The organism is Paraprevotella clara YIT 11840 (assembly GCF_000233955.1).
Taxonomy (GTDB): Bacteria; Bacteroidota; Bacteroidia; order Bacteroidales; family Bacteroidaceae; genus Paraprevotella; species Paraprevotella clara.
Genome location: NZ_JH376597.1, coordinates 394485 through 416614 on the forward strand (window position 1 = coordinate 394485; position 22130 = coordinate 416614).

8 protein-coding genes are annotated in these 22130 nt (G+C 48.5%); all 8 read right to left on the bottom strand.

The annotated features are described in order from the left end of the window. Positions 1–730: 730 nt before the first annotated feature. Positions 731–4516 (bottom strand): hypothetical protein, encoded by a 3786-nt coding sequence (locus tag HMPREF9441_RS07795; RefSeq protein WP_230315582.1) that lies wholly within the window; start codon positions 4514–4516, stop codon positions 731–733. A 115-nt stretch (positions 4517–4631) separates the two neighbouring features. Continuing rightward, positions 4632–7763, bottom strand: coding sequence for an alpha-L-fucosidase (locus HMPREF9441_RS07800; RefSeq protein ID WP_008619939.1), 3132 nt, complete (start codon positions 7761–7763; stop codon positions 4632–4634). 446 nt (positions 7764–8209) lie between these two features. Next, positions 8210–9928, bottom strand: coding sequence for a RagB/SusD family nutrient uptake outer membrane protein (locus HMPREF9441_RS07805; protein WP_008619941.1), 1719 nt, complete (start codon positions 9926–9928; stop codon positions 8210–8212). 5 nt (positions 9929–9933) lie between these two features. Further along, positions 9934–13032, bottom strand: a complete 3099-nt coding sequence (locus HMPREF9441_RS07810) for a SusC/RagA family TonB-linked outer membrane protein (protein ID WP_008619943.1) — start codon at positions 13030–13032, stop codon at positions 9934–9936. Between the two features lie 4 nt (positions 13033–13036). Beyond that, positions 13037–14668: a fasciclin domain-containing protein gene (locus tag HMPREF9441_RS07815; protein ID WP_008619944.1), complete on the bottom strand. Its 1632-nt coding sequence runs from the start codon at positions 14666–14668 to the stop codon at positions 13037–13039. Positions 14669–14686: 18 nt separating this feature from the next. After that, positions 14687–16300 carry a RagB/SusD family nutrient uptake outer membrane protein gene (locus HMPREF9441_RS07820; protein WP_244949683.1) on the bottom strand — a complete coding sequence of 538 codons (1614 nt, stop codon included), beginning with the start codon at positions 16298–16300 and terminating at the stop codon, positions 14687–14689. A 16-nt stretch (positions 16301–16316) separates the two neighbouring features. Further along, a complete protein-coding gene (locus HMPREF9441_RS07825; RefSeq protein WP_008619948.1) occupies positions 16317–19607 on the bottom strand; it encodes a SusC/RagA family TonB-linked outer membrane protein in 3291 nt (1096 codons plus the stop codon). A gap of 18 nt (positions 19608–19625) precedes the next feature. Next, entirely contained in the window at positions 19626–22118 is a 2493-nt protein-coding gene (locus HMPREF9441_RS07830; protein WP_008619950.1) for a hypothetical protein, read from the bottom strand. Positions 22119–22130: the final 12 nt, after the last annotated feature.

Below are 22130 nucleotides of genomic sequence, written 5' to 3' on the forward strand. Positions count from 1 at the left end.
AAAAAACAACAGCCACAAAACTGACATTCTCAAAATTTCCACCCTCATCATTATAGCCTGATTATAAAAGGAATCAAATGTTTTTTGCAAAAATAGATGATTGACAAAAAAAAATATAGAATTATATCAGCCTAAAATAGCACTTTAGCACTATTCTGACATTGTACATCCGAAATAGATGATACTGCTCCCCAAAGTGCCCGAGAGAGCAGATAATCAGTGGGGAACGTTGCCCTTCGTGGAGGCCGGACATATCTCCCACACAGGAATTTCGCAAAAAGAGCCTTCATCTTTCAGGACGCATGGTAAACCGTTCATAATATTGATGTTACACGCTGAAAGATATTTCGGGCATCTTTCAGTCATACTTCATTCCGTTTGGCGCAGAACAGAAAACCGTTCGGCTGAGATTGAAAAATCGTTCGGCGCAGAACTTTTTACCATTTCCTGCAAGGAAAGACGGCTGAAAGATGCCCGAAATATCTTTCAGACCATAAATCACTATATGACAAGCACATACCGTACAACCTGAAAAATGAAAGGACTTTCCCGAAAACTCTTGGGAGGGACATTTACTGTGCCAAAGTCACCCCAAATCCGTACGTTACAAGTCATCTTCACACAGTCAACGCCGACAAACATTGACCTCATGAGATACACCATCTTCTCCATCACAAAACCGGGGATGCCGTTCTGACATCCCCGAAATGTTTTTGGTATGTTATCCTTGTCAATGTATCACAACCTTCTTACCATTCACTATATAGATTCCCGGACGGGTAGGATTCGCGATGGCACGGCCGGAAAGGTCATAGATTCCTTGTCGAATTCCCGCATCCGGTTCCTGTTCCACCCCGTCAATTCCTGTCACATCATCCACCGTCACGTCCGTGCCATAGTAGGACAACTTGAAATTGTCAAACACAGTCCAGTCGGAAGAAACGCTGTTGTTGTTCTTCAAACCTAACTTTATGTCCGTATCCCTCTTGACCTCGACCACTACCTTATTTTCGTAAAGTTGCTGCTCCATATAGTCGACAGCAGACGCTACATTATTGGGAATATACAGTCCTTGCGTATAGACTTGGGAAGCCGTACCCAACTTCCTCTTTTGACCGCCAGCCATTATATTTTGAAGTTTCGAAGATTTATTATACAAATAAACGATAGCCGACACATTGTCTTCGCCAGACATGTAGTCCTTGCCGACCTGAGAGTAAGCCCCCGGTCGCTCAAAGCCCTGCACCACGGCACTATACACACCTTTTGGCATCTGGGACAACGTCTGATAGAGGTCAAAGGTCGATGCGACCTCGCACACACCGTTCGTGAAATTGAGATCGTCGGATTGCTCGCAAGTCCAACCCTCGAAGCTTTCCATACCGGCATTGTCTATCAAAAAGGTGAGGTCGTAAGCAGACATCCCGTCAAGGGCCGTGCCGACCATAAACGTCGTAATGCCTGCATACATCGCATCAATTGAGGAAACTACTTCCGCGGCAGAAGTCAAATGGTCAATAGATGCTTCCGTCTTGTTTACCAAAGACGTAAAAGAGGCTGAAGCATCACTCGACACGTCGTGGTGCGGAACTTTGGACATCTCTTTAGCCCCGGCAACGTAACGGCGCAACTTTTCCTTGTCCACGGCGATTTTGCCCTCATCAGCAAGACGTACTTGATCCGCCGTGAGGAACACCCAACGCTGGCTCGTAGCCGAATTAGTGAAGTCTTGGTTGGCGACGGTAATAGTCCCCCCTTCTCCATTGGCCTGCAATGCAGGAGGAGTCTCCACGTTACGCTTGCCCTCGCAAATCCAATACCCTTTGGTATTCACCGTCTGGTCACCAGCCCCTAAAATGACGGGCACACGCCCTCTCATCAGGTGGAAGCTCTCTTGTCCGGCTGGCTCTGCCACCTCGGCCGTCCTGATACTACCGCTCCTGAACGTGAAATACTTGCCGGACTTGGCATTACGCAACAAATAGTAACATGTCTGGGGCTGGAAGATAAGATGCCATGCGAAAGCATCGTCTTCCACCACTTCCACTGACGAAATGGTGCGGTAGACCAACTGACCGTCGGACGTTTCAGTGAGGTAAGCCGTGGCACGTCCGTAAGCCTCATCCTCGTTCGTAATATAATACTTCGTGGTATCCTCGCTCTCGATGGTGTAATAAGGTGTGGGAGAACCTCCAGTAGGCGGCAACCCGTCTTCGCCTAAGCCTTGAGTCTGCAACGCGTTGGCAATATAAAGCAAGCGAAACTCCGTCCCGGATCCATTGATACCGAAAGGCCCCATGTGTGCCCCGTCACCATTGCATAAATCTTGCCCATTGGTCAGGAAATCCACAACCAAATTAGCTTGGTCACCCTGCCACCAAATACCTGGCTCTATTTTGGGTGTTTTTGTGGGACGAAGGCCTTGCCACTTAGTAGAAGCTTTAAGCTCTTCCCATCCCCAACGCCAATGTTGACCAACACCAATACCATGATTGGCCTCGTGCATCAAGGTCCCAATACGTTGATAACCTGCATTAGGCCCCACAGTAATCCAACCTCCATAGCTACCGTGAGCCGAACCATCCCCCGCGTCATAGCTCACGCTAATATGGTACCCCTGAATGCTTGTCCAGTTATTGTAGTAATCCATTGCACCAGCACAAGCCGCGTTGAGGCGTTCATTGTCGGCTGCTTCACCGTTATTGGCATACGACCACGTGCATTGTCCCATAGGAAGGGTAATAATCTTACGTACTTCACCGTAGCCTACAGCATTGTCTTTCGTCATCGCAAAAGCGCGTACATAGTATACCGTAGCAGGTTGCAACGGTTCCATAATATAAATAAGCCCCGGATAGTCAAACAACTGTTCCCCTTCGGCCACATAATCATCAGACAAAGTCGGATTCTTATGAGTTGCCCAACAAAAGCCCTGATATTTAAGATCATTTTCCTTTAGGCCTGTCACAGTCAAACGCCCAAGCGCTCCCGTGGCCCCACGGGGGATAAAGTCATAAGTCTTCACAATAGGAACTTCGCCAGAAGGATTAGCAGCACAATACAACACACCGGCTTGCGCCAGCTCCTTGACCATCAAGTCTATTTCCGCCTTGAGTGCGACAGCAGTATTATATACAGACTTAGCTTCATCAATAGCCTGTTGGAACTCTGTAGCCCCATTACTGCCTACACCTTCGTTGGCAAGCACCTCGGCTTCCTTGATAGCCCCCTCCAACACTTTATAGTCGGCCACACTAGTTTCCGAAGCCTTAATAGCCGTTGTCAATGCCAATGCACAAGCCGCGATTTCCTTTACCTCTGTCACTTCCTTGGCATCCTTCACTGCTTTCGTAAGGGCAGCCAGACTGTCCTTATGCTGATGGGATACCATCAAAGCCTCCCCTTCGTTTATCAACTGTTGGAGAGTTTCCTTCTGAGCTGTTTCATCAAACCCCACATAATAGAGATGGAAATCATCCAGACACACATAATTACCTGTACAATTGCGCGTGTAAAGCCCTATCTGAGCTTTATTATCCACAACGACGAAATCGAGAGAATATATACCCGGTACGTTCACGAGCTTCTCTACATTATTAGCATAAACGTAGGCTCCCTGTTGAGGCACATTCACATTGCCTTGGTCTATGTTCTGCCCTACCATCGTAAGACGGTAGTCCCCATTCGGCAATTCCACATCCTGATGAATATCTGTATCCGTCACCAATCCCCAGAACTCACAATAGTAATCGCCCACTTTCAGTCCAAATGCGTCATTGTTCTGAGAATTAAAGCCCCCGTTAATCCATCCCACAGTACTATCCTCAAAACCTGGATTAGTCATATAAGAGGTGACATCCATTGGTTTATCTGGAGAAGCCAGCGAGAAACGATAATTAAAAATAGCATTATCCAAAGCTGTATAAGCTTCGATAATACCTTCCCAAGAGGATTGTGCCAAGATAGCTTTTGCAGTAGCCACCGCCTCATTAAGCGCTTTTTGCTCTGGAGTACTAAGTTGTTCGTCTATTTTCTCTGCTTCAGCAAGAAGCTTGCCCATTTCTTCACGGAACACAGCATAAGTTTCCTCGGTAGGCTCCTCATGTGTAAGGCGGAAATTGTCTACACATACATAATTTCCAGTAGCTCCTTTTATCAGGAAACCGATTTCCAGTGTACCGTCTACTGTGGTGGCCGTTACACTGTATTCACCCGGTAGGCCAACTTCTGTCTTATTTTCGTTAGCATAAACCCACACACCGGTTTGAACAACATCCGGAGTATTTTGCTGAATATTTTGTGCAGCAACAGTCACTGTATAAGTACCTGCAGGTAGTTTGGTAAGTACCTGTTCAAGACTACCATCCTGTGCCTTGTCTCCTGCCGGACGCCAACTTTCCACATACGCAGTTCCCTCCTTCAAGCCGAACGCATCGTTGGTTTGACGGCCAACCTTACGAATGTACCAACCTTCGACACCATCTTCAAACCCTGGATTGACGATTCGATCCGTCATATCCGTTTGTGCCCACAATAATGATGTGATCACAAACAAAAATAAAGATAAGAATAATTGTTTTTTCATTGTATTTAATTATTAAAATTAGGATTTATAATAAATTCGGTTCTTATTATTTCAGTACTTTCCGACCATTTTTGATATAGAGACCATGCTGTGGAGCATCACTCAACTGCTGCCCTTTCAGATTATAATAATGAGTATCCTGACCCGCAGGTGTGTTTTTGACAGCAATCACAGCATCTTCGATTTGCCAAGGCTCGTAAAGCATCCGTATATCCTTCACGCGAAACTCCTGAGTTTCACTTCCCTCCTCCAAATTAGCTTGCCAACCTACATAAACATCCTGAGACTCTTTGATAGAAAAGGAAATAGAATACCATTTCCCATCATCCACGCCCGCCTTATTAATGGCAAGCCTTGCCAACGACTTGACGGGAATGTCATGCGTGGCCAGAAGTTTCGTAGAAGCAAACATATAGGCGTCAGGACTCATACTATAACTTGTCTGATACTCCGCTTGCATTGTATAAACACCTGCATCAAGATGTAGCTTGCGGTAGATACGCGCATCGGAAAGGTTGCCCTCCTGATTTCCACTACGGTCATCCCAGACTCCCAACATAAGACAACTGTATCCTGGATAGTTGTCTATTCCGTTCTTTATGCCATCGGCCTCGTTGGGGATTTTAAAGTTCTCTACCTGCCAGTACTTGGGTGTGGCAAAACGTGTGGTTACGCTTCCATCAAGACGTGAAAAGTTGGAACGCTCATCAAGTAATTGCAACGTCACATCCCGAGCCGCCACAATTTTACTTTCATCGTAACGACATAATTGTACACGAGTGGCACGAAATTCCTGTGTGCCACTACCCATCATCAAATTAGCCTGAAACCCCAATGTCACATCCTGCTCTTCTTCTACAATAAAAGTAATACCCCACCAACTACCATTATTTGGTGCTGTATTAAGACGTGCCCATGCAATGGCCCGAACAGGAATCTCAGAAGTCTGTAAATCCTCGACAGCCTCTGGGCAGGCATACATATAAGCCTCGTCAGACAACTGGTAAACGGCATTGAAAGTAGCACCGAAATAATAAGTACCGGGAGTAAGATGCACGGTACGACGTATGGCAGCCTGCGAAAGATCACAGTCATAGTCTACATTAGTACGGTCATCCCAGACTCCCAACATCAAAGCCTCAGTTCCTTCGTAAGCATCGAGTCCTTGCTTAACCCCCTCACTGCCATTAGGTATATTGAAATTGGTTACAATCCAATTAGCCGGCTTACCGAAACGCTTACCATTTCGAGTATCCGGAGTACGACTGAAGTCTGCCGCCTCCACGAGCATTTCTACAGTAAGATTATCACCTGCATAAAGAGGTGCGCCAGCTTCGGTAACTGACGCTTTAAGATATGCTTGAAAAGCCTTACGCAATACAACAAGAGCCGCAGCCTGTTCTTCGACAGTACCATCCAGGCTATTTTCCGCTTGAGTTACATAGTATCCTAAATCAGACAAAGCTGAGACATTGGGACTACCTGTGTTGACAGGTTTCAGATTTCCGTCGGCTCCTTCAACAAGGGGTTTACAATAGTCAATAAACTCGGCCAATGAAATAGGCTTATCCGTACCAGGTTTAAAAGTTATGGCAAACACAGGAGCAATGTCATTGGTATTCTCTATCGGAAGCTGCACTGTAAGCCCCTCCATCGCAAGTTCGTGCTCAACCGCACCATGTCCCAACAATTCTATACTTTCAATCTCACCTGAGAAGTATTCATTGGCACGTCCTAAGTGAGCAAACGTGAAAGTACGTTCTGCCGGCCAACGCATAATGGTAGCAAAGACAGTATCTACATCCTGTTCCGTCCGGGCATGTTTGACGACGTAACGCACATCTTTTGCAGAATAATTGATACCTTCGTTAAACCCTTGGTTATAGATAGGATTACTTGCATCAACCAACGGTCCCTCGCCAAAAGTTTTCCAAACACGAGTCCCATAAATTGAACGTCCGTTTTGCTCCATCCAATCTGTCATCTCAGCAATGAAACGCATTTCCTTGTCATCGTGAGTTCCATCTCCTTTTAGAGGAATAGAAAGCAACAAGTTACCATTTTTGCTGACAATGTCAACAAGCATATCTACCACCTGCTGAGCCGACTTGTAACCGGCATTATAATCTTTCACGCCATAATGCCATCCACCGATACAAGTACAAGTTTGCCAAGGCTTTTCTTGTGGGCGATCGGGTATACCACGTTCTATATCCCACAACATGGCTTCCTTATGCGTAGAGTCCAAGACCTTGCCGGTAACCACCATTTCCGGATCGGTATTATAAGAATGAGCCAAAATATTAAGGCCTACGCTCTCGTCGCAACCATAGAAAGGAAGTACTGTATCATCAAAGTAAAGCATGGCAGGGTGATAGGCATTCACACACTGCAATACACGGTTTTGAAATTTCATCTTGTACTCTTCGCTGGGCTGTGAAGCACCGTTACCCCACGTCCATTGACTGTGTATGGTACCCGCATCTTCCCAACCTCTACTGGGAGTATGGCGTTGGGCATAAAGATCTTGTGGATCATAACCTTCCCACCATTTACCCTTACCATCTTCTTTCGTCATATTGGCATCATATTGCTGGGCGATTTCAAACCAAAGCCAAGCATGGCTACCATGCATGGATACACCTAAAGGAAGATCATACTTTTCACATGCTTTAGCCCATTCTCCTACCACATCGCGTTTAGGACCGATATTCACCGAGTTCCAAGGTTGGTAGGGAGAATCCCAACAGTCGAAATTATCATGGTGCTGCCCCATAGCAAAAAAATACCGAGCCCCCATATCATAATAGAGTCTGATAAGATATTCAGGCTCCCATTTTTCAGCCTTCCAGGCGTTACACAAATCCTTGTAACCATAGTCTGTACCGGCTACACAAGGATCACCAAAGTGGCTCACATGCCAATTGTAGTTTCCACCACCTTTGAAATACATTCCACGACCATACCAATCTCCGTCTGCCCCCTGGCTCTGCGGATCCCAATGTGCCCAAATGCCGAATTTTACGTTTTGGAACCATTCAGGACATTCCCACTGCGCCAGATTGTCCCAATCGGGAGTATATCGCCCTGTTGCCACAGGTACATTCTGCGCGTTTGATGTGAAAGAAGCAGATAACAATAGTCCTGTCATCCATACTGTTAAAGTTCTTGCCTTCATAGTTATTATTGTTAGATTATTACTAAAGAAATTAAGTCCTTATTTGCAAAGATAAGTGTTTAGCAAAAAGCAAACATAGAATTATATCGACAAAGAATAGCATTTCAGCACTATTCTTTCACTTATTACCTCAAAAATAAGGCTAAACTCGAAATAAATTTAAGTCAGCCTTGAATTCGTAACTCACAAACAATATATAACCATTGACTAAATTTGCTATGAAGAATACAACAAATCCTATGAACTCTAATCAAATCTTACCAACTGAACTTTATTACCTTTCGGACTATCCCCCAAGTAAACCACACTATGCACAGAACGGACTCTAATATTCGCACGCGAAACATTTATTATTCAAAAAAGGAAAAGGACAACCGAAAGCTTTGCATCTCACGGTCCTCACTTTTCCTTTCATTTTTATTCCTTTTATCAATCTTACCTCCTCCCTATTTCTCACCGAATTCTACAGTCGTAGGCAGATACCAGTTCTGCCGGTTGAGCAACTTGGCCCGGATGGCCTCGCGCTCTCCTTCGGGAAACTTGGCAGCCACCTTATCTGCCAACCAAGACGGATCGTTCCGGTAACGGGCCACACGCATCAAGTCGTGGAAACGGTTGCCCTCCAATGAGGTTTCCAAAGCATACTCCGTCAGCAGCTTGTCTTCCACCTGCAACAAGGTATCGGCCGACGAAGCACAGGCTTCGATGACGAAAGTAGGATCCAACTCCAGATTTTGCGAGCCGCACCCACGGCCATGCAACCCTGAATTGACATCGAACATCCCGATATCCCCGGAAGAGGTAAGGCCGAAGTCGATCCATGGCTCACCCGTAAGTTCGTCTTTCAACAGGTCATTGTAGATTTCGAAAGTGTTCTTGCTCAAACCATATTTCAGCACACCATAAAAAGCGAGTTTGGGTTTCCCCAAGCGGTTGACGGCCTCGGCATAACGCAGGTAAACCAAAGCGGTACGACAAAGTACCACATAAGCATTTTCATTCTTTTGCATATAGTTGTACTTATCCACATACGGGCGTTCCGTCTCGCTGCCATCCACGGTCTCTTCCTTATCATAATAAGTTCCGTAAGCCCCACGCAGATCTCCCGTCACCGGTTTCGTGTTGATGGAATACGACTGGTCGTCGAACATATCAATCAAAGCCTGCGAAGGCGCCAGCACATAAGAGGTGGTGAACATCTTCGAAAGAGCGGAAGAATTATCCGTATATTCATCCGTGAACGGAATGGCAGTCAGAATGTCGTAGTAGGAAAATCCTGAGAATTGGTTCGTCCAATTCTCTCCGGCCGGCAACAGAGTGGTTTCATTATATGAATTCACATAACTTGACGATACATACAACTGATTCCAATAAATCAGGTCATAATATACCTGGGCAGCCTTCTGGAAATCCTGATTCCACATATACAGCTCGCCCAAGACGAAACGTACGGGAAGCATCAACTGGTTGGCCGTATAGCCTTCATACTGGACGGAACCGGCAAATCCGGGGTCGGCATTTCCCTGCATCCATCCGCTGCTCACCGGCGTGTCGTCCGACACCATCCAAGGCAACACGCCCTCCAAATCCCGAATCAGCACGGGCAACAAACCGTCCAAGTCCAACGCCTGCATCTCCACCGGGCGGCTGACATCCAAAAAAGGTTCGTCGGCATACTTCACCCGCCCGTAGTCCAGACATAACTGGAGATAACACCACGCACGGAGGGTCTTGGCCTGCGCCATGTAAGGGCGAAGGATTTTCACCGGATAGCTATTGTCATCCTCCCGTCGGGATATGGTCGTGTCCAAACGATGGATGTAATAATTGCAGTTGTTGATGAGCGAATAATACTCTCGCTCTTTCAGATAGGAATTTTCCGCATCCACCTCGAAACGGCTGATGTCGCGCAGTTCCTGGGAAGAGTTCTCCGTCACATCCATCAAGTCACCGCGCAGCTCACCCATAATCACATAGTTGTCGCCAATTCGTTGCAAACCTTGCAGCAAACCGAACAGACCGGCCCGCGCCGTGGTCTCGTCCTGGTAACGCTGGCCTTCGGTTTTCAGAACCCCGGCCGAATCGGTTTCAAAAAAGTCGGTACAGGAAGCGCACAGGCTTCCGGCCAGACAAACGGGTAAAATATATCTCAAATATTTCTTCATGACTTTTATAAATTAAGTTTCACACCGATTTGATAAGAACGTCCATGGCTCAGCAATCCGTTGTCGATGCCCTGGTACAACACACCGGTCTGCATCGACACATCCGGATCCGGACCTAAATATTTAGTCAACGTCAACAGGTTGGATGCACCTGCCCAAAAAGTCACCCCTTGGATAAAGACATTGTTTATCGGCCACACGTAGGAAAGACGCACATTTTTCAACTTGAAGAAACTACCGTCTTCTATCCAACGGGAACTGAAACGGCTGTTCCCCATCGGGTCGCCATACACAGCCTTCGGCATGTCCGTCACCTGCCCTTCATGCCGCCAACGGTTCATGACGGCACCGGTTTGGTTGTAAGTATCGGTCATGCTCTCCAATGTCTGACGCTGGTAGTTATAAACGTCTCCCCCGCATTTGAACGTGCATAACACATCCAAAGCGAAACGTCCCATCGTAAAACGGTTGGCAAACGACCCCGTGAAATCAGGGTTCGGATCGCCGATAATCGTTTTATCCCTTTCGTCCAATACCCCGTCGACATGAAGGTCTGCAAAACGTACGTCACCGGCATGGAAATAGGTGTAAGAGGCATCTTCATGCTGCACTTTCAAGCGGGCGGCCTGCGCCTCGGCTTCCGTGGCATATACCCCGTGGGCTTCATAACCGTAGAAAACTCCGGCAGGATGGCCCACGGCCGTCAGTACTTCTCCCCCTAAGATTTCCGTTGTATAATCTCCGTCGGGCAAGGCCGAAATCTCATTTTTGTACCTCGCGACACCAAGCTCCGCATTCCACTTAAAGGGCTTGGTGTCCAACACCTTGGCCGAAAGGGCAATCTCGATACCTCGGTTCGTAAGTTCTCCGCCATTATATAAATAGGTGTCGAGCCCGGTCTCCGTATCGGCCTGCTTCCACGTCAGCAAGTCTTTGGTCTTGTGCCGGAAATAGTCGAAACTCACTCCTATCCGGTCGTTCAGGAACGCCAGATCGATTCCGGCATTCCACTTGCGCGTGGTCTCCCACTTCAAAGACGAATTAGCCAAGTTGGCCAATTTCAACCCCACGGCCGAGCCCAAATAGTTCACGCCCGACAGATAGGAGTAGCCATACATCCCGTCGATATTATCATTTCCCGTGACCCCGAAACTTGCACGCAGATTCAAACGGTCCAAAAACGTCAGCCGACGCATGAAACGCTCGCCTGTGACCAACCACGCTCCGCCTACGCTCGGGAACGTGCCCCACGTGCCGCCGCACATGCGGAAACTTCCGGGGGCATCTTTGCCGAAACGCGAAGAGGCGTCGAGCGACACGGCGGCCCACAAAGTATAACGTTCTTGGAAGGTATATTTGCCCTGCGCATACAAAGCCATAGAACTCCAATCGGTATTCAGGCCGTCTACCGTACGGTAAGACAACGAATTATTCATGTTGGACACTTTGTCGTTGCCTGTATTGTGCCCGTCCTCATACACACTCTTGAAAGAGGTGTTCATGATGCGGTAACCCACGAAAGCATCCACGAAATGATCGTTATGAATCAGTTTGCGATAAGACAACTTCACGTTGCCGAACAAATCGTTCTGCGTGGCCGTCTGGTCTTTCACCGTATTCTCCCACACTTGGTTGCCCACAACCTGCGGAGCCACACCGACCATCGGGGAGAAATAATGGCTTTTGGAATTGTTGAAACTGTAACTGAAACGTCCCTCTACCGACCAGTCATCCGTGATGTCCCATTTCGGTGCCAGGCTTACTCCGAACCGGTATTGCTTATTGGTATTCTCCGCATTCTCCAACAAAGCCAACGGATTGGATACCCCCAGTTCGTCCACGTCGTTCAACGTATTCGTGAGCTGCGTTCCGTCGTCGGTATAGCTGTAGCCCACCAAGAAAGGAGCTTTGATTAACGCCAGATAACGGGGAGCGGTCGTAGCGTTCACGCCGTCGTCCTGAAGCGTATAATTCAAGTTCGTAAAGTAAATGTCCGTGCCCAAGGTCAGCGTCTTGGTCAGGAACACATCGGAATTGATACGGGCATTCAAGCGGGAGAATCCGGTTTCTTCCACGACTCCCTTCTGATTGTCATAACTCAACGAGATGGAATACTTGGCTATGTCGTCCCCGCCCTGCACGTTAATGCCGTAATGTTGCATGTAGCCGTTACGGGTCACGTTGTCCGTCCAATCATTGTTCTGATGATATGTGGAATAATCTGCCGATGACGGATTCATCCCAAGGTATCCGTCGAACAAAGTAGCCAGTTTATTGCCTTGACCGCTTCCTTTCAGCATCTCGCTCAGATAAGTACGATACTGGGCGGCTCCCATCATCCGTATCGGTTCGGGCGATTGCACAAAGCCGTATGAGAGATCGGCCGCAATACGGGTCGTTATGCTCCGTCCCCGCTTTGTGGATATGAGTATCACCCCGTTAGCTCCCTTACTGCCATATAAGGACGTAGCGTCTTTGAGTATCTGCACGGACTCTATGTCGTTCACATCGACGAAAGCCAAAGGGTTCTCATAAAAACCGTCATGAACGGATTCCACCCACGTCGAAGTGTCCCAAATCGTACCGTCTACGACAATCAGCGGCTGTGCGTTCACGTTCAGCGAATTATATCCGCGTATAAAGAGGTTCGCCCCTTCGCCGCCCACTGCACTGCGGGTCGCCGCACGCACATCGCTTCCCCAACGTCCGCCCAAGACTTCGTCCAACGACACAGCTTGCGTATTGGTAAAAGCATCATCTCCCTTCAAGGTCAGAAAGGCATCGCTATAAACAGACACATCTTTCACCGAATCTCCCTGCAAAGACACAGTCCTCTGCAAATAACCTTCAGAAGAAAGGGTCAACTGCACCATATAAGACGGTACGCGTACCCTATAACGGCCTTCCTCGTCCGTCAGTGCCGACCATGAACCGGCCGCTACCCTGACACCTTGTACGGGCCTTCCGCTCCGAGCGTCCGTGACCCGGCCATTTACATATACCTCCTGTCCGTCCTTTTCCGACGGAACACCGTCCCCGGCTGCCCGTGCGGGAACTGTCCCCAAAGCCATGGCCAGCATGGCGTATTTCAATATGTTCGTCATCGCATCATTCTATTACAGGTTCAAAAATAAGGCAGTCTATCCGCATGGTACGGGTAAACTTCGTGGTCTCGTTCCGGTCGACATTCGCCTGTACACGCAACTTCACACAATCGTCGTCTTGCGTAAGGGGTCCCTCGAACGGGGATTCAGAATAGTTGGCATATGGCAATTCTATTTGGGTCACAAACATCTTGGTCATCGTTTCCCCATGAGTCGGCATCGGACCGGCAATCACCGCATCTTCGTACATCCTTCCGTCTTCGTGCACATAATTCAGATAGAAATTCACTTTCGTGCTATCGGCAGCGACTCCTTCCATATAAGCTCCGGCCGGAGCAAACACGCAATACACGTTGTATTTGGCTGCCAATGTGTTCGGCACGGTAAACTGCACCACGGGTTGCTGGCGGGGATTCTCGCTGGTAGCGGCCACCTCGATGAAACGTCCTTCCGATACAGAATCGCGGAACGACGTGGAGGATGCACTACGCGAACTGATGACCGCATAATTCGACTCCCGTCCGGCAGTGTTCTCAGCTTCCACGACAATGGTCTTCAGCCACGACTCCTCCGGTTTGTGTTTCAACGCCGAGGTCTTCCATATCCTGCCGTTGCTGACCGGAACCTCCGTCGCTCCTGACAACAGGTAAGACGGATGGTGGAAAACATTTCCCGAGGTAGAGGCTAAAGAGTCACCCGGCACATCTCCGAAATCCAAATCCTTACGGAACACCAAGTCCATACACATCGCCTGCTTGAGGTAGGTATCGGACAAAGAGTCAGCCAATGCCGTACCCACGGCATACTCGCGGTCGGGAATAATCAAAGACTTCACCGTGTCTTTCAATGTCTCTCCGAAGGTCCGGAAATACCGTGCCATACGCCTGCGTCCGTCTTCCCATCCCTCGTTGGTCGGTACGATCATCGTGTACACACTGTCCTCGGAATGGAGGAAACCGTAGCGACGCAACCAATCGTTATTAAAATCGAAAATCGAGTCGTAAAGAACCTGGCCTTGCTCATTCTTTCCGATGGCCGCACTCCCCTCCTCGTCGAAAGTATATTCATCGAACGAGGTCAAGAAACGGGCTATGGAGTCCGTCCCGTTATCCTTTTGCCGGATACTTTCATACAGGTTATAATAAAACGGTGCCCTTTGGCGAAGCGTATGGATAATCCCGTTACCGGCCGCAATGTCCGTAGCCTCTACCGGTACCCCCGCAAAAGTGTATGCTCCTCCCTCACGTACATAGTCCTGCGACTTGCCGTTCAGCATCCTGACCCGTACGGAAGCGGTATCTGCCAAATCGACCATACCGTACAGGTAACGGGAGATATGGTTGTTCAAGAACTGGTCTTTCGTATCTGCGTCCTCTACATAACCCGCCATGGCCTCATTGGTCGGAGCCCACACCGTAAAGGTCTGGTCCGTGGACAACAAGGAATCAAGCCCCTGGCTCCGGACGACTTCGCAGAAAGCCGAATACTCCGGACGGCTTTCCAGTACCTGCATGAGCGTACGGGTCTCCGTCGAACCGTCTATCCCGTAATGGTCGTCCCACAAATGGTCTTGGCAACCGGCAGCAAAAGCCAGTACACCCAAACCGAATGATAGTTGTATAATAGTCCTTTTCATAATAGCTTTCCTCTGTGATTACTGTTCTTTCATTGCATAATATGAATTCTGGTGTAATTGCGTATTGGCGTTCATCTCCGTAAGCGAAATAGGAAGATACCACGCCTCCGGATTGGACAACCGGGCTTTATAGGTGGAAACCTCCCGGGCATACGCCTTTTCCAACAAAGCGTAAGCCCCCGCAGTCGCTCCCTCACGCCGAACTTTCCTTAACAGGTCGTACCAGCGTTTGCCTTCGAAACAAAGTTCGCGTTGGCGTTCTTGGAGTACCATCGCTTTCACGGCATCCATAGAAGGATAGTCGGCATATTCCAAAGAGTCCATCTCCATGGTAGCCCGTTTGTACGTCACGTTACACAAGGAAATGACAGTCTTGCGTTCATCATCCGTCACGGCTAATTCGGCCAATGCTTCCGCCTTCATCAAGTAAATATCCGACAAACGGTAGAATATCCAGTTGGCCGTGCTGGTAGAAGCACGATAACTATATTCATCCGACGTGTGCGGCACCAAAGCCAATGCCGGCGACTGCCCCTCGTACTTGAATACCTTGAAGCTCGTGGGCGGCACGACAGAGCCGTCGGAACCGGCCTCTACCGTAGCTGCAATAAAGTCGCGAGCACGATAATCGTACTGCACATCCAAATAGGTATTGAACAACTGAGCAGTCGGCTCGAAATGGGCACTTTTGCCTTTTGTAGTATTCCCGTACAAATTGGCAGTGGCCCCGTTCATCTTTCCGTCCTTATCAAAGTTCAATTCAAAAACCGCCTCCGTGGAATTACCGGTGTAGAACACCGAATTATACATCCTGTTACCCTCTACCATCATCATTTCCGTTTCATACATGGCCTGATTGTACAGCACACGGTCACAAGCTTCCACACAAGACCGATAATCCGCCTGCGCTTCGGAATTGCCCACGTCGGAAGCCTTCCATAAATATACATCGGCCAAAAGGGCTCGCACACCGTTCTTCGTAATCCTCCCGCGTGTGTATTGTTCCGTCGGCCATTCTTCGGGAGCGTACTCCTCCGCCAGTTTCAAATCCTCAATCAAAGCCGGTACAATCACATCGTCCGCCGAACTTTGCGCTACCTGATAGTCCTGTTGTTCGCTCTCACTGGGCTCTGTCACATAAGGCACGTCGCCAAAACTGCGTACCAAATAGAAATAACAGAGTGCGCGCAAAGTATAAACCTCCGCCAAATAATTGTGTAGGCGTTCTTCGGTAAAGTTGGCGTCGCGGTCACGCACGGCCGGAGCCGACTTGATGACTTTGTTGCAAATATTGATAACCTTATAGAAATCGCCCCACGTCACCAATCCGTTCGATGACAGCAGGTTCGCATCTTTCAAATATTGCTCGTCAGTGGAAGCCGACGTAGAATAATCCATATTGTCCGAACGCGCCTCGCCCCAATAAATGATTCTGCTGATCACATTATCCTCCAGCATGAAACGATAACAGGAAGCCACCACACTCTGTACGTCTTCTCCCGTTTCCCAATATTCGTCGTCCACGATATCGTCTTCCGGATAAAGCGTCAGGAAGTCGTTGCATGCGGTAAAAAGCCACAAGCAGGAAGCCGCCAGAAAGATATTCTTCAGATAATATTTCATTGTTTTCATCATTTCCGTTTTTTAATTAAAATGTAGCTGAAAGTCCGAATGTCCATTCCTTGGCACGCGGAGTCATGGAATTGTCCACCGCTATGCCGTAATAGTCTTTGGCTGTATCCGTACAAATAGAAATCTCAGGGTCTACACCGGAATACTTGGTAAAACACCAAAGGTTGTTCACAGTGAGATAAGCACTCAGGTTCGTCATGCCGATACGCTTCACCCAGTTGGACGGGAAACGATAACGAAGCGTGATGTACTTCACACGCAGGAAAGAACCGTCCTCTACATAACGGTCGGATGCCAGCCAGTTATAACCTTGGTTGTACACTGCACGCGGCATGTCCGTCACGTCTCCTTCCTTGCGCCAACGCCAATTCACCGTCGTACACTGGTTGTAGGCATGATACATGTTCTCGGCATTCATACGCGCCATATTCACGATTTTGTTCCCCCAACGGTAGTTACAGAACACATTCAACGAGAAGCGGTCATAACGCAACGTAAAGCCGAAACCACCCGTAAGTTTAGGATTGCAATTACCCAAATAGACCACATCATACTGGTCGATGCTTCCGTCGTGGTTGATATCCTCGTAGATGGCATCACCCCCCTGGAACTGGTATTTGGTCGTACTGTGGTAATAGTACATCGGTTTCACCGTACCTTCGAAATTCGTCATCGGGACTCCGTTCTCATCACGGGCCACAGGCACCGTCTTTCCTTCTGCTACCGCTTGGTCGTAACGGTCGTAACTGTAGGAATATACCCCTTTGTAACGGAACCCATAGATGGAGCCGAACGAGTTGCCTTCCTGCAAACGCGTATAGTAAGCCCCGTTTCCGAAGTCGGAATGGTTGTTGAAGTTGTTCAGCACACTCGGATCGAGACTGCGAATCATGTTCTTGTTGGAAGCAAAGTTTGTATTGATGTCCAACGAGAACTTACCTTTTTCCACCACCTTGTTGAAATTGACCGTAAGTTCCCAACCGTCATTATCCATTCGCCCCACGTTTTTGTAAGTCAATGTAGCAAAGCCGGAAGAAGACGGAATGTCGATGTCTTTAAACAAAAGATCGTCTGTACGCTTTTTGTACCAGTCGTAAATGACAGACACCTTTCCGTTCCAAAGTTCCATGTCGAAACCCAAGTTCAACGAAGTCACCTTCTCCCATTTCAACCCATCCAGACGGATACGTGTGGGATAAACGGCACTCATGTCCATATAACCTGTAGAATTCGTCGTCAATACACTATATTGAAGGTAATTCTGCCCGGGTTGCCGACCGGCGATACCCCAACTCGGACGGAAAGCCAACAAGGTCAGCACTTTTCCCGTGTACTTCTGCAACCACGGTTCGTCCGAGATAATCCATTTGCCACCCACTCCCGGGAAAAATCCGTAACGGTTGGAAGGACCGAACTGTGTGGAACCGTCCACACGAAGATTGGCATCAAAGATATAACGCCCCTTGAAACTGTAGTGCACACGTCCCATCCAACCTAAAGTCTTGTCATTACTGTTCCCGTTTTCCGTGCCGGATATGTATCCCGTAGCCGTGGCGTCGTTAATGGCAGAACTCGGCAATCCCTGCATCTTCACATATTGGGAATGGCTCGTGGTCGTAGTCAACTGCATCAGAGCCTGCGCCTGCAAGTTATGGTCGTCATTCAGGAAACGGCTCTGCCATGTAAGTCCGTGCTCCGTGGCTACCGTCAGCTTGCCGGACGTTTTCGTCTCCGCCACATTGGCCGATCCATAGTTGTCCGCCGCATTGTACACACATTCCGCCGGTAGAAACTTCTCTTCCCGTTCATTGTTCAAGTCAATGGCCACCCAACCAAGATAACGCAAGTAATGCTCCTCCGGATTGAAAAAGTCGTATTGCAACGACAACTTGGGCATAATACGGTACCCTTTCAGGTTGTTCTTGGCTAACTTGCCCAACGCCACGGGATTCTTCAATTCCCGCTGCTCTTTGTTGAAGCCCGACTCGGCATCCATATTATAATAACGCCCCGTACTGCTGCCGTCCGCATTTTCCTCATACACGGCCATGTTCGGCATTTTCTTGTAGGCGATGTCTAACAAATTCTCATAATTCCGGTCATTATCCGAATAAGTAAATTGGAATTCCGAACCGAACACCATACGGTCGGACACATAATAATCCAGTTGCGAACGGGTAGAAAAACGTTGATACCGCTGCCCCATGACCGTACCTTTCTGGTCATAGTAACCACCGGAAATACGGAATGCAGCCCGTTCACCGCCACCCGACACGGTCAGATAGTGGTCGTTTGTCCATCCGTGTCGCGTCACTTCGTCCACCCAATCTGTATTATTATTGTAATTCTGGTTGTCCGGTTCGTAGCGCAACTCGTCATAATCATATTGTTCGTAAGTCTCGTCACGTCCGCTCAAAGTTCGGTTAAAGTATGCCTGCTTCATCATCATCGTATAATCCCCTCCCGACAGCAGCTTCATCCCTTTGGGTTGGGTGGAACCGGAAAGTTTATAGGTATAAGACACACGTGTCTTCCCCCTCGTACCCCGTTTCGTCTTGATCAACAATACGCCGTTGGCTCCCTTAGAACCCCACATGGCGGTGGAGGCGGCATCTTTCAATACGGTAATCTCCTCGATATCCTCCACATTGACGCTCAACAAGTCTGCATACTCTTCCTCGTTAGCCGTACCGAAATCGAAACTTTCATCAATCTCACCGCTATAAGGCACGCCGTTCACCACCACCAAAGGCTGTGAGTTACCCGTGATGGATGTCGTTCCACGGATACGCATCTGGCTGCCCGAACCGGGACTTCCGCCTACCACGATGTCCAAACCGGCCACACGCCCTTGCAAAGCATCGTCGGATCCGGCCACAGACACTCCTTCCATGGCATCCATCTTGAAAGTAGTCATGGCCATACTCACCTCCCGTTGCGGAATATTGAAAGCCCCGTCCGGTCCTCTCTTCTGCGCTTTGACCACGACTTCACTCACTTTCATCGTGTTGTCTTCCATCTTGACATTGAACTTACGTTGGGAGCCGATAGGAAATTCCTGCGTTTTATATCCCATAAAGGTAAATACCAGTTTGTTGTTCACGTTCTTCACCTTAAAGGCAAAGTTACCGTTCATGTCCGTCGTCATACCGCCGACCACACGATTGGTCGCATCCTTCTCCGCCACGGTACATCCCATCAGTTCAAGCCCGTCGTTCGCATCCACGACACGCCCGCTCACCATGACCTGCGCCCCGGCACGCCATACCGCGCATAGAAAAGCCATTAATAACAAATATCTCTTCATCGTTCTCTTTTTTTAAGGTCATTTTTGGTCTTTTACATTCTCTCCTTTGGGCTGTTCGAACCACAACACATCGTCTATCTGATGTATCACGGCGTAGGTATAAGCCTCTATCGTCGTGGCCTTTTCCTTATCGCCGCTGTTCAACGTCATGTCGCGAGTCATCAGGTTATACACTCCTTCCGTTTTGACCACACGGGCCGAAACCCTTCCCGTGCCATAGTCAGCCTCATCAACCAAAGTGATATTCCCGTCCTTGTTCGTCACATACACCGGATAGAATTTATTGCTTGCTTCGTTGATCGTAGAGGTCAGATAAGCTTTGTTTTCTACCTTCTCACCTTTTATAAACACGGAATTATCCTGGAAATGATAACGGACAAAACGCTCCATTACGTTTTCCAGAGAATCCCTCACGCTTTGGTCCCCCTCGTTCTCTATCTGCCCCACCGTGGGAATCCATCCTTTCGCCTGAGCTTCGCGTATCGCCTCATTCGTCGGTACATACACCGTATAATGATACTGGTTGAGGAACTTCACCTTACGTCCCGGTGCCACGGTAGAAGACGTCGGATTGTTGACGAAAATGCCCAGCAAAGCACACATGTCATAAAACTCCCGGAAATCATCCTTGGACGACAATACATCATAAATGGAAGTCGTCGTGTTTTGCAAGATACCGTCTATCAGGTAAGTATTTCCGTTCTCCTTATTATATATCTTACTCACTGTGAGCGGCCGTTCATTTCCGGCCCCACTGATTTTGTTGTCCTGCGTAATACGAACCGGCGCATATCCTTTAGTGATAAAGTACTCCTGTCCGCCCGCACGAGCCGCTTCGAAGGCTTCATTGCTTTCCGTGACCAAAGTCTGGCAGTTCAAGATGTCTTCCAAACGGTTCTTCAGGATGGAACTGTTACTGACGGTACCATTCGAGCCCAACGGAAAACCATTGTCCATAATCACCGTCCCGTCGGATGTACGGGTCGGTACGGCAGCCACCGTATTCTGCGGCGTCAACTGGAATTCCAGGTTACACCGATAGTTTTCCGAGGCGTATGATTTCGCCACGGGGTCCACATAGTCTTTCATATACTCGTTCGGTGTGACAAAGAACTGATACGTACTCTTCAACGAGCGCAAATAATAGACAAATTGTGCATCCGTCATAGCCTGATTGAAGATGGAGTTCAGGGAGTCAATCTTGGCCGGCCCCATTACCGTACGATAATCCAACGGCGTAAAGACTTTGTCAGTCACATAGACCACTCCGTTACGCCCCACAAACTTATCCACAATATTTTCCTTGCTTACCTCCATCTCATAACCGGCCTCATCTTTGATGTCCCCGAAACGGCTCGGCAACGAAGACAGGAAAGAATACTTCTGGTGGTTGGCCACAAAGTCTGCGGCGATATTGTCGGGCACCTTGTCCCACGAACCGAAAGCTTCAAAAAAGTCGCTTCCCTCACCCGATGGAGAAAAGAACCGATCCATCGCCTCATTGGTCGGTACGAACATACAGCCCATGTCCGTCTCATAGCCGGGCTGGCTCGTGTTTCCGCCTTTCGGTTGGTACAAGTTCCATCCCGGATCGAAATACAACAGGCCCGGCGCATTCGTACCGTTATATTCCGTAAAGGAGTATGCCGGACTTTGATTGAAATAACGTGTCTGGAAGATGGAGTCGCCCTGGGCATCCCGTTTGTAGAACACCGGACAGGCGAAACGGTCCATCAGTCGGCTGAAACGGCTCACCTTTTCATTCCCCCGGATATAAGCCGCCATGTTTTCAGGCGGAACCAGCACGTCGGCCAACTCGTGCAAATATCCGTTTTGGCAAACGATATCTTTCTGGATAATCTTATTGGCAAACAACGACGCATCGTCTGCCTCGCGGGGAATACCCGTCACGAAACTGAAATCATCATCCGTAATGTGCTTCCCGGACATTACATCGGGAAAGAACTGTACCAATGTCCATTTCGTGGCATCGGACAACAATTTTATCGGTTTGCCCGCCCGGCGGTAGGGAGCGAAGTATTTGCTGTCCGGCAGGTCCTCCGCGTCAACTACCGGAATCGTGTCTTCCACCTCGAAATCGGTCGTCCGGCGGAAAGTCACCTGCCCCCTGTCGCTCAAAGACAAACGTTCCAAGAGTTGGGAATAAGGTATCGTTCCCAACTTGAGCAGCATCATCTTGAACGAATAAGGCAAATCCTCATAACTGCGATACCCCATTTCGTTCGTCTGGAAAAAGCGTTCGAAAGAAGCATCGTTCGAAAAGAACAGCGTATTGCTCCCCGACACCTTCATGGCATCGGTGTATCCGCAGTCATCAATCAGGCGGATATAATACGTACAGTCCCCACGGCCTGAAAGATAATCGTATATGTTGCTGTTCAGCCACGATGGCATGTGGTTTTCCATGTCCTCATACTTGTCCGTACAAGCCGTAGGGAAAACCCCTGCCACACCTACGGAAAGCAAAGCCAGTAACTTATAAAACTTCATGGTATAAAATGT